The following is a 14519-nucleotide window of genomic DNA, read 5'->3' as shown; positions in this document are numbered from 1 at the left end:
CGTCCTGCACTGACCGAATGGCCGCAGTTCCGTGCGGCGACCCCGAGCGGGCCGCCGCGCCGGTGAACCGGCCGCTGACTGGGGAACGGCCGAGGGGTACTCGACGCGGACCGCTGGACCGCGTCGGGCCGGCTGTCGCCGGCGCCGGGCAGACCGGCGCCGTGGAGGGGAGAAGGCATGACGGGGCAGGGCAACGGCGTACCGATCACCGTGGTGATGCCGACGTACAACGAGGCGGCGAACGTGCCGCGGATGGCCGAGGCGGTGCTGGGACTGCCGCTGGACGGGCTGCATCTGAAGATCGTCGACGACTCCAGCCCGGACGGCACCGGGCGGATCGCCGAGGAACTGGCGGAGAAGTACAACGCGGACGGGACCGGCCGGACCCGGATGAGCGTGCTGCACCGCACCGAGAAGGACGGGCTGGGGCGGGCGTACACCGCGGGCATGACCGCGGCGCTCGAGGAGGGCGCCGAGTACGTCGTCCAGATGGACGCCGACGGCAGCCACCCGGTGGAGGCGGTGCCGCGCATGCTGGACGCGGCCCTCACCTCCGGCGTGGGCCTGGTGGTCGGCAGCCGGTACGTCGAGGGCGGCTCGCTGGACGAGGACTGGGGCGCGCACCGGGTCCTGCTCTCCCGGTTCGCGAACCGCTACGCGCGCACGATCCTGGGCACCGACATCCACGACATCACGGCGGGCTTCAACCTGTGGTCGGCCGCCACTCTCCGTGATGTCGACCTGTCGTCCCTGGACAGCGCGGGGTACAGCTTCCAGGTGGAGCTGAAGTACAAGGCCGTGCGGTCCGGGCACCGCGCCGTCGAGATTCCCATCCGCTTCGAGGAACGCACGGAGGGCGTCTCCAAGATGACCCTGCGTACGCAGCTCGAGTCGGCGATCGTGCCGATCAGGCTGCGCCTGAAGCGCCGCTAGCCACTCGTGGCTACTGGTTCGCCGCCGCGGATGCCTGTGCCTCGCCGCGGCGGCGGATCTGGCGGAAGGTGAACTCGGCCAGGTCGTCACCGGCGCTGAAGACCTTGGTGTCCTTGGTGGTCACGTCCTTGCCGCTGGGGAAGCCGGCGATGGTGAAGTAGGCGTAGCGGCCGACGGAGTTGGTCGTCGAGCGGCAGACCGCGGCGTCGCAGAACGCCTTGACGCCCTTGCCGGCCAGCGACTTCACGATGCTCTTCTTGTCGGCCGTGCCCTTGGCCTTGACGGCCTTGGCCTCGGTGTCGAAGACCGCCACACCGACGGTCACCGCGACACCGTCCTTGGTGTAGGTAACGCGCAGCAGCCGGGTGCAGCCGTTCGCGGTGAGCACCTTGGGGAGGGTGCCTCCGGCGGCCGAGGCGCAGTTCGTGGTGTCGGCCGTGGGGCCCTTCTTGTACACCGTCTCGCCCATGGTCAGCCGGGTGCCCGGGAAGAGCGTCTCCGCGCTGAGCGGGGCCGTGTCCTTCTTCGCGCTGGCTATGAAGTCCTTCGGGTCCAGCGGCGGCGGTGCGCTGGTGGGCGCGAAGGACGGCGCCGGCGCGGAGTCGCTGGGCAGTGAGGCGCTCGCGGGCAGGTTGGACGGCTGCTTCGAGGCGTTGTTGTCCCCGTTCGCCGACATGACGGCCATGGCGACGGCGGTACCGATCGCCACGGTGGCGACCGCGCCGCCGCCGATGAACAGCACCCTGCGCCGCTTGTGCCGCGCTTCCGAGGCGTCGGCGAGCGCGGCCCAGTCCGGGGTCTGGTCGTCACCGCCGCTGTTCCAAGGCTGCTGAGAGTTCGGTTTCCAGGGATCCCACTGGGACTGGGAGCCCCCCTGCCCATAGCTCATGGGGCGCCATCTTAGACGTGGGCGGGGGGTGCGGGGGCGGCACTACTAACCGCGGTAGGGGACCTTTCCGTGCAACCCGGGGTATCCCGCCCGGGGACGCGCTCCGCCTTTCTGCCTCGGCGCTCCAGCCCCGGTCCGCATTACTCAGCCCGTCCGGCGTTTGAGGACGAGGCCGTTCAGGCCGAAGCGGGGGTCTGGGGGCGGCAGCCCCCAGTGGGGCGCGATTACACTGGACCCGCGAAACCGGCGGAGCCCAGCGGCAGCGAGCCCGTTTTGACCCGGGTGCCGCGCCGCGGGTATCCTGCCTGTTCGTTGTGTATTGGCTTGCTCATTCTCACGGGACGGGCCCTTACACCGGTCCACCGGGCCGATGACCAGCGACCCCACGTACGCGGTATGCGTCGCCGCCGTGCGGTCCAGGCTGTCGTGATCGTTTCGGTGACCTGTTCAGGACCATTCACTCGAAGCGAAGGCTACGAACCGTGCGTACGTACAGCCCCAAGCCCGGCGATGTGACGCGCCAGTGGCACGTCATCGACGCTCAGGACGTTGTCCTGGGCCGTCTCGCCACCACCGCAGCGACCCTGCTCCGCGGCAAGCACAAGCCGATCTACGCGCCGCACGTCGACGCTGGTGACTTCGTCGTCATCATCAACGCCGACAAGGTGCACCTGTCCGGCAACAAGCGGACCCAGAAGATGGCGTACCGCCACTCCGGCTACCCGGGTGGTCTGCGCTCGGTCCGTTACGACGAGCTGCTGGACAAGAACCCGGAGAAGGCCATCGAGAAGGCCGTCAAGGGCATGCTCCCCAAGAACTCCCTGGGCCGTCAGATGCTCTCGAAGCTGAAGGTCTACAAGGGTGACCAGCACCCGCACGCCGCGCAGCAGCCGGTGCCGTTCGAGATCACCCAGGTCGCGCAGTAAGTCCGGCCACCCCCTAAGACTGAAGAGAATCTGAGGAGAATCGTGGCCGAGACCACTGCCGAGCAGCCGCTCGAAGAGCTTGACATCGACAGCTACACCACCGAGTCCGAGGTCCCCGTCGAGGGTGAGTACACCTCGGAGTCCATGGCCTCCCGCTTCGGCGAGCCCCAGCCGGCCGCCGGCCTGGGCCGCCGCAAGAACGCCATCGCCCGCGTCCGGATCGTCCCGGGCACCGGCAAGTGGAAGATCAACGGTCGCACCCTCGAGGACTACTTCCCGAACAAGGTGCACCAGCAGGAAGTCAACGAGCCCTTCAAGGTGCTCGAGCTCGAGGGCCGCTACGACGTCATCGCCCGCATCGCCGGTGGCGGTGTCTCCGGTCAGGCCGGTGCGCTCCGTCTCGGTGTCGCCCGCGCGCTGAACGAGGCCGACGTCGACAACAACCGCGGCCCGCTGAAGAAGGCCGGCTTCCTCAAGCGCGACGACCGTGCGGTCGAGCGCAAGAAGGCCGGTCTGAAGAAGGCCCGCAAGGCTCCGCAGTACAGCAAGCGCTAATCTTCGCTGCCTGCTCGTACTCCGAACGCCCCGGCGGCACGCCACTGTGCCGCCGGGGCGTTCGTTTATCCCAGTGCAAGGGCGTATAACGACACAAGACGCTCAAAGTGAAGTGTGATCGGATGTCAAAGCGCGCCTTCGAAAGTGACGCTTCCTCAGGAGGACAAGTGGGACGACTCTTCGGCACGGACGGCGTGCGCGGTGTCGCCAACGCGGATCTGACGGCCGAGATGGCGCTCGGTCTCTCCGTCGCGGCGGCGCACGTGCTGGCCGAGGCGGGCACCTTCGAGGGCCACAGGCCGACGGCGGTGGTCGGGCGGGACCCGCGCGCGTCCGGGGAGTTCCTGGAGGCCGCCGTGGTCGCGGGCCTGGCGAGCGCGGGCGTGGACGTACGATGCGTCGGCGTACTGCCGACGCCCGCGGTGGCGTACCTCACCGGGGCACTCGGCGCCGACCTCGGTGTCATGCTCTCCGCCAGCCACAACGCCATGCCCGACAACGGCATCAAGTTCTTCGCCCGCGGCGGCCACAAGCTCGCCGACGAGCTGGAGGACCGCATCGAGTCCGTGTACGAGGCGCACCGCCACGGCGAGCCCTGGGAGCGGCCGACGGGCGCCGGGGTCGGGCGCGTACGGGCGTACGACGAGGGCTTCGAGCAGTACGTCGGCCACCTGCTCGGCGTGCTGCCGAACCGCCTCGACGGGCTGAAGATCGTCCTGGACGAGGCGCACGGCGCGGCCGCCGGGGTCTCGCCCGCGACCTTCGCCCGGGCGGGCGCCGAGGTCGTCACGATCGGCGCCGAGCCGGACGGCCTCAACATCAACGACGGCTGCGGTTCCACCCACCTGGACAAACTCAAGGCCGCCGTCGTCGAGCACGGCGCCGACCTCGGCATCGCGCACGACGGTGACGCCGACCGCTGCCTGGCCGTGGACCACACCGGCGAGGAGGTCGACGGCGACCAGATCCTGGCCGTGCTCGCGCTGGCGATGCGGGAGCGTTCCGCACTGCGCTCCGACACCGTCGTCGCGACCGTGATGTCGAACCTGGGCTTCAAGCTGGCCATGGAACGCGAGGGCATCACCCTCGTGCAGACCGCCGTCGGCGACCGGTACGTCCTGGAGGAGATGAAGGAGCACGACTACGCCCTCGGCGGCGAGCAGTCCGGCCACGTCATCGTCCTGGACCACGCCACCACCGGCGACGGCACGCTGACCGGCCTGCTGCTCGCGGCCCGGGTCGCCCAGAGCGGCCGTACGCTGCGGGACCTCGCCTCCGTCATGGAGCGGCTGCCGCAGGTGCTGATCAACGTCCGCGACGTCGACAGGTCCCGGGTGAAGACCTCCGCCGAGCTCGCCGCCGCGGTGACCGAGGCCGAGCGGGAGCTGGGGTCGACCGGCCGGGTGCTGCTGCGGCCGTCCGGTACGGAGCCGCTGGTACGCGTGATGGTCGAGGCCGCCGACATCGAGCAGGCCCGCACCGTCGCCGGCCGGCTCGCCGACGCCGTGAAGTCGGCGCTCGGCTAGTCGGCCGCCCGGGTGCGCTCGCGCTGCCAGGCCCAGAACCCTCTCTGGGCGAGCAGCGTGAGCGTCCCGGCGATGACGATGCCGAGCAGGTTCAGCAGCAGCTGCTCCGAGGACCGCGCGGCCTGGTTGTCGTCGCCGTAGATCAGGGCCACGGCCGCGTTGGCGGCGGCGGGCACGGTCGTCACGGAGATGGCGACCCCGACCAGGGCACCGGACTTCGCCGAGGTCAGCGACAGCGTGCCGGCGGCTCCGGCGAGGACGGCCACCACGAACGAGAACCAGTCCGGGGCGTAGATGAACCCGGTGTTCGGCCGGTCCGCCTCCAGCTGCGCCTTGCTGAACAGCCCCACCGCGTCCATGAAGAGGCTGAACGCCGAGGTCAGCACCATGGCCGCGGCGAATCCCACCAGCAGCGCGACCAGCGAGCGCAGCGCCAGCCGCGGCGCCCGCCGCACCACCGCGGTGCAGATCCCGGCCAGCGGACCGAACTCCGGGCCCACCGCCATCGCGCCGACGATCAGGATCGCGTTGTCGAGCACCACACCGCAGGCCGCGATCATCGTGGCCAGGGTGATGAAGGCGACGTAGGTGACCGACAGCGTCGACTCCTCGTGCGTCGCCTCGGTGAGGTGCTCCCACAGCACCGCGTCCGCACCCTCGCCCGGCGCCTCCGCCTCGGCCTTGTCGGCCCGCTTGGACAGGGACAGGTCGATGTTCTCGACGGCGATGGAACCGGTGGCGTCGATGCCCAGCCGCTGCAGCCCGGTCAGGAGCTCGTCGCCCGCCTCCCGGGCCACATCGCACATCACGATGTCCCCGACCGGGTTGCGGGCGGCGCCCGGGACGACGGCGAGGTGGGTTGTGCCCACCGTCTTCTCGATCAGGCGCACCACCTCGCCCGTCTTGTCGGACGGTGTGATCAGACGCAGATGCAGCATCCCCGCAGGGTAGCGGTCAGAGTTTCCGCAGCCTCAGCCGCTGCACCTTGTGGTCCGGGCCCTTGCGCAGGACGAGGGTGGCACGCCCCCGGGTGGGGGCGATGTTCTCCTCCAGGTTGGGCCTGTTGATGGTCCGCCACAGCGTCCGCGCGTAGTCGACGGCCTCCTCCTCGGACACCTGCGTGTACTTGCGGAAGTAGGACGAGGGGTTCTGGAAGGCGGTCTGGCGGAGCTTCCTGAACCGGTTGAGGTACCAGCGTTCGATGTCCTCGCCGCTCGCGTCGACGTACACGCTGAAGTCGAAGTAGTCGGCGAGACCGACCCGGGTGCGGCCGTCCTTGCCGGGCAGCGCGGGCTGCAGGACGTTGAGGCCCTCGACGATCAGGATGTCGGGCCGCCGGACGGAGAGCCGCTGGTCGGGCACGATGTCGTAGATGAGGTGCGAGTAGACGGGCGCCGTCACCTCGTCCTTGCCGGCCTTGATGTCGGCGACGAAACGGGTGAGCGCCCGGCGGTCGTACGACTCGGGGAAGCCCTTGCGCGACATCAGCCCGCGGGCCTGGAGCTCCCGCGTCGGCAGCAGGAAACCGTCGGTGGTCACCAACTCGACCCGCGGATGCTCGGGCCAGCGGGACAGCAGGGCCTGCAGCAGGCGGGCGACGGTGGACTTCCCGACGGCCACCGAACCCGCGACCCCTATGACGAAGGGCGTGCCCGACTGGGAGCCCTGCTCGCCGAGGAACGTGTTCAGCGCCCCTCTCAGCCCGTCGGTGGCGCCGACGTAGAGATTGAGGAGCCGGGACAGCGGCAGGTAGATGTCCCGCACCTCGTCGAGGTCGATGACGTCACCGAGGCCGCGCAGCTTCTCCACCTCCTCGGCGGTCAGCGGCAGCGGCGTCTTGTCGCGCAGCGCGCTCCACTCGGAGCGGGTGAGGTCGACGTAGGGAGTCGCCTCCGGCCTGTGCCGGTGGGCGCTCCGGGGCATCGAGGAGACCGGAGAGATCACATTCCATTGTTAACGGAGTTTGAACTCGGCGGTGGGTGGGGTGCGTCACGTGTGCGCCGGGCCCTGACCGGCTCGATCGGCTCGGTGCCGGGCCGGACCGAACCCGGTGAACCTGCCCGATCTTCGTGGCACGGGCAGGCGGAACCATGGTCTGGGCTGCGAGGAGCCATCCCTTTCTGCGTTGCAGGGGGGCGGGCCGTGGGGGTGGCCGAAGAGCAGGGAGCAGTGGTGCGGCCTGAGGGTGTCTCAGGACCTCACGACCTCACGAACTCAGGACCTCGCGAAGCGCTGGGCTGATGTGCGCGGAGGCCTGGCACGACGGCATGGCGATGCAACCCCTCCCCGTGCAGGGGGTTCCTCTGGCGCGAAACCGCTGTGGCCGGAAATGTCCTGTGGCCGCGCGGTGGGCGGTGCGGCCATCGAGCCTGCTGAAACGTGGCCCCCTGTGTGGTTCCTGTGTGTGCGGGCGGAGTTCGGGGTGAGTGTCACGATTCGGCATGGCCGATTTCCGCCCGCTGTGTCGGCCGACCGGAACTGACGCGCTCCGACCGGTATCGCCCTTCGTTCCCGGGTGGGAATTTCCGATTTCGGGCACGCGGAGACGGTTTTCGGCGGGCTTCGGCCCGTAGGCTGCGGCCCATGTGCGGAATCGTGGGTTACGTGGGGTCACAGTCGGCGCTCGAGGTCGTGATGGCCGGGCTGAAGAGGCTGGAGTACCGGGGGTACGACTCGGCGGGCGTCGCCGTGCTGGCGGACGGCGGCCTGGCCGCCGCGAAGAAGGCCGGGAAACTGGTCAACCTGGAGAAGGAACTGGTCGACCGGCCGTTGCCGACGGGTTCGACGGGCATCGGCCACACCCGCTGGGCCACCCACGGGGGCCCGACGGACGCCAACGCGCACCCGCACCTGGACAACGCGGGCCGGGTCGCCGTCGTCCACAACGGGATCATCGAGAACTTCGCGGCGCTGCGGGCGGAACTGGCCGAGCGGGGCCACGAGCTGTCGTCCGAGACGGACACCGAGGTCGTCGCCCACCTGCTGGCGGAGGAGTTCTCGGCGACCGCCGACCTGGCGGAGGCGATGCGCCTGGTCTGCCGTCGTCTGGAGGGCGCGTTCACGCTGGTCGCGGTGCACGCGGACGAGCCGGACGTGGTCGTGGGGGCGCGGCGCAACTCCCCGCTCGTGGTCGGCGTCGGAGAGGGCGAGGCCTTCCTCGCCTCGGACGTCGCCGCGTTCATCGCCCACACCCGGTCGGCGATCGAGCTGGGCCAGGACCAGGTGGTGGAGCTGCGCCGGGACGGCGTGACGGTGACCGGCTTCGACGGCCGGCCCGCGGAGGTCCGCTCGTACCACATCGACTGGGACGCGTCGGCCGCGGAGAAGGGCGGTTACGACTACTTCATGCTCAAGGAGATCGCCGAGCAGCCCAAGGCGGTCGCGGACACGCTGCTGGGCCGCATCGACGCGGCCGGCTCACTGACCCTGGACGAGGTCCGGATCAGCGCCTCCGAACTGCGCGAGGTGGACAAGGTCGTCATCGTGGCCTGTGGTACGGCCTTCCACGCCGGCATGATCGCCAAGTACGCCATCGAGCACTGGACGCGCCTCCCGTGCGAGGTGGAGCTGGCCAGCGAGTTCCGCTACCGGGACCCGATCCTGGACGCGCAGACCCTGGTCATCGCCATCTCCCAGTCCGGCGAGACCATGGACACCCTGATGGCCCTGCGCCACGCCCGCGAGCAGGGCTCCAAGGTGCTGGCCATCTGCAACACCAACGGCTCGACGATCCCCCGGGAGTCGGACGCGGTGCTGTACACGCACGCCGGGCCGGAGGTCGCGGTCGCCTCGACGAAGGCGTTCCTGACCCAGCTGGTCGCCTGCTACCTGGTCGCGCTGTACCTGGGCCAGATCCGCGGCACCAAGTGGGGCGACGAGATCGGGGCCGTCATCCGCGACCTGTCGCAGATCTCCGGTGAGGTCGAGCGGGTGCTGGAGACGATGGAACCGGTACGGTCCCTGGCGCGGTCCCTCGCCGGGAAGAACACAGTGCTGTTCCTGGGCCGGCACGTGGGCTATCCGGTCGCCCTCGAAGGTGCCCTGAAGCTGAAGGAGCTCGCCTACATGCACGCCGAGGGCTTCGCGGCGGGCGAGCTGAAGCACGGGCCGATCGCGCTCATCGAGGACGACCTGCCGGTGGTCGTGGTCGTGCCCTCGCCGCGGGGCCGGTCCGTCCTCCACGACAAGATCGTCTCCAACATCCAGGAGATCAGGGCCCGGGGCGCCCGCACCATCGTGATCGCGGAGGAGGGTGACGAGGCGGTCGTGCCGTACGCGGACCACCTGATCCGTATCCCGGCGACACCGACGCTGCTTCAGCCGCTGGTGGCGACGGTGCCGTTGCAGGTGTTCGCCTGCGAGCTGGCCACAGCGCGGGGGAACGAGGTGGACCAGCCCAGGAACCTGGCGAAGTCGGTGACGGTGGAGTGATCCGTTCGGGGGCCGGCAGGCGACTGCCCGCGTGACGACACGGTCAGGCGGGCTGCCACAGCTCGATCCGATTGCCCTCCGGATCGGTGACCCAGCCGAATCGCCCGACACCCTCCATGTCCTGGGTCTCTTCGGCCACGTCCGCTCCCTTGGCACGCAACTGCGCGAGCATCGCGTCCAGGTCGCGGACCCGGAAGTTGAGCATGGTCTGCTGGGCGCGGGAGCCGAAGTAGTCGGTTCCGGACTCGAACGTCGCGAACACGGTCGCCCCGGCCTCCTGACGCCACAGGCCGTGCTCGTCGGTGTCCAGGCCCAGGCAATCGCGATACCACGCGCTAAGGGCCTCCGGGTCGGTGGCCCGCAGGAAGTATCCGCCGATCCCCAGCACACGTTCCATGCCGCCCATCCTGCCAGCCCCATAGGCTGCCCCGCATGAGCATCATCGGTGTCGGGATCGACGTGGCCGAGGTCGACCGGTTCCGGGCGTCCTTGGACCGTACGCCCAACCTGGCGACCCGGCTCTTCGTCGCGGGCGAGTTGCTGTTGCCGAGCGGGGAACGCCGGGGCATCGCCTCGCTGGCCGCACGTTTCGCGGCGAAGGAGGCGGTGGCCAAGGCGCTGGGCGCGCCACCCGGGCTGCACTGGACGGACGCGGAGGTGTACGTCGAAGAGAGTGGACAGCCACGACTGCGGGTCAAGGGGACGGTGGCGGCCCGGGCGGCCGAACTGGGCGTGCGGTCCTGGCATGTGTCCCTGAGTCACGACGCCGGGATCGCGTCGGCGGTCGTGATCGCGGAAGGCTGACGGCCGTCGTCCACCGCCGGGAGCAGGGCGGCGAGACGCTCCAGCTGCTCACGTTGGGCGCGCAGGCCCACGGCGCCCAGGCGGGCCACGATGTGCCGGGCGCCTGCGGCGACGTAGCTCCGCAGTCCCGTGACGACCTGTTCGGGGGAGCCGGTGACGACCGCCTGGATCCGCTCCAGGTCCGTCAGCGGCATGCCGTACGTGGCGTGCGCGTACCGGTCCAGCGCCCGGCGGCCGGTCTCGGTGTCCTCGTCCACGCGGACCGACACGAACAGGGCGGGAGTGATGTCCCCGGCCGCCCGGCCCGCTTCGGCCGCCGCCCGGTGAACGCCGCGCAGGCCGGTCGCGTAGTCGGCGGGATCGGGCGGGTAGGGCAGCCAGCCGTCGTACAGCCGGCCGGTGCGGTGCAGGGCGGCGGGGGTGGCGCCGCCGAGCCAGACGGGCGGGCCGCCGGGACGGAACGGCCTGGTCCCGGGCGGGATGTCGGTGAACCGGAGGATGTCGCCCCGGAAGGCGTCGGCACCCGCCCAGACGGCCCGCCACAGCGCCACCGTCTCGTCCAGGCGGGTGAAGCGGCGCTCCCAGGGGAGTTCGGACAGGGCGTAGAGGGGCCGGCCGAAACGACCCGGGAAGCCGGCGCCGACGGCCACGGTCAGGCGGCCGCCGGACAACAGGTCCACCGAGGCCAGTGACTGGGCGGCCTGCACCGGCCGGCGCAGGAAAGGCAGCAGCGCTGCCGTTCCCAGGGTCACGGACTCCGTGGCGGGGGCCAGCGCGGCCAGCATCGTCAGGGCCTCGACGCGCGGGGTGATCAGGGAGTCGTTCACGAACAGGGAGGAGAAGCCCGCGCGTTCGGCGTCGCGGCCGAAGGCGACCAGTTCGCGGGGATCGTCGCCCTGGTCCCACTGGGCGGTTCCGGTCGGAAGCAGTACACCGATGTCCATGCCGACGATGCTGGCGACGAGGGCGGGGCGGCGACAATTCCCTCGGGGGAATGGCCGGGAGCCCCGCGCCGCCGTTACAACAGGCGACGTGGACTTTCCTCGCGCGCTCCGTGAACGCCGTACCCGCTCCCGTGTCAGCCAGCTGGAGCTGGCACTGCGGGCGGGGACCACCCAGCGGCACGTCAGCTTCATCGAGTCGGGCCGGTCCGCTCCCGGCCGGAACATGGTCGTCCGGCTGGCCGAGTCGCTGGAACTGCCGCTGCGGGAACGGAACGAGTTGCTGCTGGCCGCCGGGTACGCGCCCGCCTACCCCGAGAGCTCCCTCGACGACCCGGCGCTGGCTCCCGTACGCACCGCGATCCACCACATCCTGCGCGGTCACCTGCCGTACCCCGCGCTGGTGACGGACCGCCGCGGTGGTCTGATCGCGGCGAACGACGCGTTCGGCCTGATCACGGAGGGAGCGGCCGCCGAGCTGCTGGGCCCCGGCGCCAACGTCTACCGTCTGGCGCTGCACCCCGACGGACTGGCCCCCCGGATCGTCAACCTGGCCGAATGGGCACGCCACATCCTGGTCCGCCTGGGCCACCTGCCGGAACTGCGCGCCGAGCTCGCCGCGCACGTCCCGGATCTGGAGCCGTCGGCCGGACAGCTCGGGTTCGCCGTCCCGCTGCGGCTGCGGTCCTCCCACGGCGAGCTGCACCTGACGACGACCGTGACGACCTTCGCCACCGCCGTCGACGTGACCCTCTCCGAACTGAAACTGGAGGCCTTCCTGCCCGCCGACGCGGAGACGGCCGCGATCCTCTCGGCGGTCAGTCCCCGGGGAACATGTAGTCGGTGCTGATCCGGTCCTCGCCGTCGAGGACGAGCACCACCAGACCGCGGCCGAGCACCTGACCGCTGCCGGGCTCCACCGTCTCCCAGTGGAACTTCACCACGTTGCCCATGCGTACGGCGGTTGCGACCGGCCGGAAGGTGAGTCCCCCCTTGGCGACGAACCGCTCGTGACTGCGCGCCATCCGGGTCTCGACGGCGTCGTGACCGCGTGCTTCGAGAGTCGGCTGGTCGAAGCCGAGCTCGGCGGCGATCCGCCGGATCTCCGCGGGCGGGTGCAGGACATGGGTGCCGCTCTCGGCCCAGAGCCGTTCGACGGCCTGGCGGCGCGCGGTGGCGTCCGGCTCCGTCCACGGGGCGAGGTACCGGTCGGCGAGGTCCTGTGGGTCGCTGTAGGGCATGGGTCTCTCCTTGCGGGACGGGACGGGGCCTGTCGGGTCGGGCCCCGATGCTGCGATCCGCGGGCGCGGGTGACAATTCCCCGCAGGGAATGGGTCCCGGATGTGCCTTCGGGCCCAGTCGGGGCAGACTCGACCGCATGCGTACCGCCTACAGCGTGGAAACGGTCAGGACAGCCGAGAGTGAGCTCATGGCGCGGCTCCCCGAGGGGGCCCTGATGCAGCGGGCCGCCGCCGGACTCGCCGCCGCCTGTGCGGACTTGCTCGGCCGGGTGTACGGCAGCCGGGTCGTGCTGCTCGTCGGCAGCGGGGACAACGGGGGCGACGCCCTGTACGCCGGTGCCCGGCTGGCCCGGCGCGGCGCCGGGGTCGCGGCCGTCCTGCTCAGTCCCGACCGCACTCACCCCGGCGGCCTCGCGGCCCTGCGCCGCGCGGGCGGCACCGTCGCCGGGCCGGGTGCGGCCGCGGAGGACCTTCTCGCCCGGGCCGACCTCGTGGTCGACGGCATCGTCGGGATCGGCGGGAAGGGCGGCCTGCGCGCCGACGCCGCCCCGCTCGCGGAGGCCGCCCACGCCTCCCGGGCTGCGGTCGTCGCCGTGGACCTGCCGAGCGGGGTCGAGGCGGACTCCGGGGAGGTGCGCGGGGCCGCGGTCCGGGCCGACCTCACCGTGACCTTCGGGACGCACAAGCCGGGGCTGCTGGTCGACCCCGCCCGTGAGTACGCCGGGACCGTGCGCCTCGTGGACATCGGGCTGGAGCTGCCGCCCGAGGCCGAACTAGAGGCCCTGCAACACGCGGACGTGGCCCGGCTGCTGCCCCGGCCGGCGGCCGAGAGCGACAAGTACCGGCGGGGTGTCGTCGGCATCGCGGCCGGCTCGGCGCGGTACCCGGGCGCGGCCGTCCTCGCGGTGTCGGGGGCGCTGCGCGGCGGGGCGGGTGCCGTGCGGTACGTCGGGCCCGCCGGGGACGCCGTGGTCGCCCGCTTTCCCGAGACCCTCGTCTCCGACCAGGGCCCGCACAAGGCGGGGCGGGTGCAGGCCTGGGTGGTCGGGCCGGGCGCCGGGGACGACGCCGCCACCGTCGCCGAGGTGGTGGGGACGGACGTGCCGGTGCTCGTCGACGCGGACGGGCTGCGCCTCGCCGACCGGGACGCCGTACGGGCCCGTACCGCGCCGACCCTCATGACCCCGCACGCCGGTGAGGCCGCGGCGCTGCTCGGGGTGGCCCGCGAGGAGGTCGAGGGCGCTCGGCTGGAGTCCGTGCGGAAGCTGGCGCTGCTGTACGGGGCGACCGTGCTGCTGAAGGGGTCGACCACGCTGGTCGCGGACCCGGGGGGCGGGCCCGTACGGGTGAACGCCACGGGGACGCCCTGGCTGGCCACGGCCGGCAGCGGGGACGTGCTGTCGGGGCTGGCCGGGTCGCTGCTGGCGTCGGGGCTGTCGGCGCTGGACGCGGGGAGCGCGGCGGCGTATCTGCACGGCCTGGCCGGGCGGTACGCGGCGGACGGGGCGCCGGCCGGGGCGCACGACGTGGCGGCGGCCATCCCGGAGGCCTGGCGGGACGTGATCGACTGAGCGCGAGGCCCCCTGGGTCCCCTGAGTCCCCTCGGGTGACCTCCCCGCGCGGCTGCCGGGATTCGGCGAAGCGGGCGGCTTGGCTGATGGTGTGATCAGCAGACATATCGCTTACCGGGGCATCGCCGTGCTCCTGGCCGCCGCCACCGCCCTCCCGGCAGCCGGAACCACCTCGGCCGCGCCCGCACAAGGACGGCCGCCACTCCCGCACCGCCGACCTCCGGCCCGGCGACCCCATCGGTGCCCGCGGTGGCCCCGGGGCGCGCCCAGCCCCGGCAGATCGAAACCCCCGAGCAGATGCCCTACCAGCGGCAGGTCGAGCGGTGGCTGAAGCTGAAGGTGGTCAACTGCTGGCCGCTGTGCACAAGGTTGGTTCACCTCGATCGTGTGATCGTCGGTTTCTGGGCTTCCAGCGTCAGGAGAGGCTCCGGCTAGGGTGAGTGTGCGATCTAGGACGCCGGGCATGGCGCCTGAGGGCAACCTCCCAGCGGTAGCTGGCGGAGTGCGGGGCCCCCGCTCCACCGGAGTGATGGTTCGGCCGCCTCCCCGTCGCCTCCAGCCATGCCCACCTGGCCAAGTCGTGAGGAAACCGGCCTCCCGGGATCGGACCACGGACACGATTCGTCTCGCTGCCCCGGGGCTGAGTACGCCGGAGACCAGTGCGCCCACAACCGTCCGGGGCGTGCGGCTGAGGAGCTCGAT

Annotated in this window: 14 protein-coding genes; 8 read left to right on the top strand and 6 right to left on the bottom strand. The window is 71.5% G+C overall.

The window, feature by feature from the left end; translation table 11 throughout:
- The first annotated feature begins 177 nt into the window (after positions 1–177).
- Complete coding sequence (locus ACFYZQ_RS22095) at positions 178–933, top strand: polyprenol monophosphomannose synthase (protein WP_389150256.1); 756 nt, start codon at positions 178–180, stop codon at positions 931–933.
- 10 nt (positions 934–943) lie between these two features.
- On the opposite strand, the gene ACFYZQ_RS22090 is transcribed toward ACFYZQ_RS22095, so the two are convergent.
- Positions 944–1822 carry a hypothetical protein gene (locus ACFYZQ_RS22090; RefSeq protein ID WP_389150253.1) on the bottom strand — a complete coding sequence of 293 codons (879 nt, stop codon included), beginning with the start codon at positions 1820–1822 and terminating at the stop codon, positions 944–946.
- Between the two features lie 482 nt (positions 1823–2304).
- Here ACFYZQ_RS22090 and rplM point away from each other — a divergent pair, with 482 nt between their 5' ends.
- The 3 genes from rplM to glmM all read left to right on the top strand — a co-directional run bounded on the left by rplM (position 2305) and on the right by glmM (position 4829).
- On the top strand, positions 2305–2748 hold the full coding sequence (gene rplM, locus ACFYZQ_RS22085; protein WP_389150250.1) for a 50S ribosomal protein L13: 444 nt from the start codon (positions 2305–2307) through the stop codon (positions 2746–2748).
- Between the two features lie 42 nt (positions 2749–2790).
- Positions 2791–3303, top strand: a complete 513-nt coding sequence (gene rpsI, locus ACFYZQ_RS22080) for a 30S ribosomal protein S9 (RefSeq protein ID WP_004927169.1) — start codon at positions 2791–2793, stop codon at positions 3301–3303.
- 167 nt (positions 3304–3470) lie between these two features.
- A complete protein-coding gene (gene glmM / locus ACFYZQ_RS22075; protein ID WP_389150247.1) occupies positions 3471–4829 on the top strand; it encodes a phosphoglucosamine mutase in 1359 nt (452 codons plus the stop codon).
- On the opposite strand, the gene ACFYZQ_RS22070 is transcribed toward glmM, so the two are convergent.
- Together ACFYZQ_RS22070 and coaA are read right to left on the bottom strand one after the other, a co-directional pair.
- The gene (locus ACFYZQ_RS22070) at positions 4826–5767 is read right to left on the bottom strand and encodes a DUF389 domain-containing protein (RefSeq protein WP_389150244.1); all 942 of its coding nucleotides are present in this window, start codon (positions 5765–5767) and stop codon (positions 4826–4828) included. The genes glmM and ACFYZQ_RS22070 overlap by 4 nt on opposite strands.
- 16 nt (positions 5768–5783) lie before the next feature.
- Positions 5784–6752: a type I pantothenate kinase gene (coaA, locus tag ACFYZQ_RS22065; protein WP_389150422.1), complete on the bottom strand. Its 969-nt coding sequence runs from the start codon at positions 6750–6752 to the stop codon at positions 5784–5786.
- 660 nt (positions 6753–7412) lie between these two features.
- Between coaA and glmS the strand changes: the two genes are divergently transcribed.
- Positions 7413–9260 (top strand): glutamine--fructose-6-phosphate transaminase (isomerizing), encoded by a 1848-nt coding sequence (gene glmS / locus ACFYZQ_RS22060; RefSeq protein ID WP_389150241.1) that lies wholly within the window; start codon positions 7413–7415, stop codon positions 9258–9260.
- A 43-nt stretch (positions 9261–9303) separates the two neighbouring features.
- On the opposite strand, the gene ACFYZQ_RS22055 is transcribed toward glmS, so the two are convergent.
- Positions 9304–9657: a VOC family protein gene (locus ACFYZQ_RS22055; protein WP_389150238.1), complete on the bottom strand. Its 354-nt coding sequence runs from the start codon at positions 9655–9657 to the stop codon at positions 9304–9306.
- A 35-nt stretch (positions 9658–9692) separates the two neighbouring features.
- On the opposite strand from ACFYZQ_RS22055, the gene ACFYZQ_RS22050 reads away from it, so the two are divergent.
- A complete protein-coding gene (locus ACFYZQ_RS22050; RefSeq protein WP_389150235.1) occupies positions 9693–10064 on the top strand; it encodes a holo-ACP synthase in 372 nt (123 codons plus the stop codon).
- Here ACFYZQ_RS22050 and ACFYZQ_RS22045 read toward each other — a convergent pair.
- Complete coding sequence (locus ACFYZQ_RS22045) at positions 10019–11008, bottom strand: LLM class flavin-dependent oxidoreductase (protein ID WP_389150232.1); 990 nt, start codon at positions 11006–11008, stop codon at positions 10019–10021. The two genes, ACFYZQ_RS22050 and ACFYZQ_RS22045, sit on opposite strands and share 46 nt — an antisense overlap.
- An 88-nt stretch (positions 11009–11096) precedes the next feature.
- Between ACFYZQ_RS22045 and ACFYZQ_RS22040 the strand changes: the two genes are divergently transcribed.
- The gene (locus tag ACFYZQ_RS22040; protein WP_389150229.1) at positions 11097–11855 is read left to right on the top strand and encodes a helix-turn-helix domain-containing protein; all 759 of its coding nucleotides are present in this window, start codon (positions 11097–11099) and stop codon (positions 11853–11855) included.
- Here the strand turns inward: ACFYZQ_RS22040 and ACFYZQ_RS22035 are convergent.
- A complete protein-coding gene (locus ACFYZQ_RS22035) occupies positions 11824–12246 on the bottom strand; it encodes a hypothetical protein (protein WP_389150226.1) in 423 nt (140 codons plus the stop codon). The two genes, ACFYZQ_RS22040 and ACFYZQ_RS22035, sit on opposite strands and share 32 nt — an antisense overlap.
- Before the next feature lie 137 nt (positions 12247–12383).
- On the opposite strand from ACFYZQ_RS22035, the gene ACFYZQ_RS22030 reads away from it, so the two are divergent.
- On the top strand, positions 12384–13817 hold the full coding sequence (locus ACFYZQ_RS22030; RefSeq protein WP_389150223.1) for an NAD(P)H-hydrate dehydratase: 1434 nt from the start codon (positions 12384–12386) through the stop codon (positions 13815–13817).
- Positions 13818–14519: the final 702 nt, after the last annotated feature.

The organism is Streptomyces sp. NPDC001843 (assembly GCF_042891955.1).
Lineage (GTDB): Bacteria > Actinomycetota > Actinomycetes > Streptomycetales > Streptomycetaceae > Streptomyces.
This window is presented reverse-complemented; position numbering and strand designations above follow the sequence as displayed.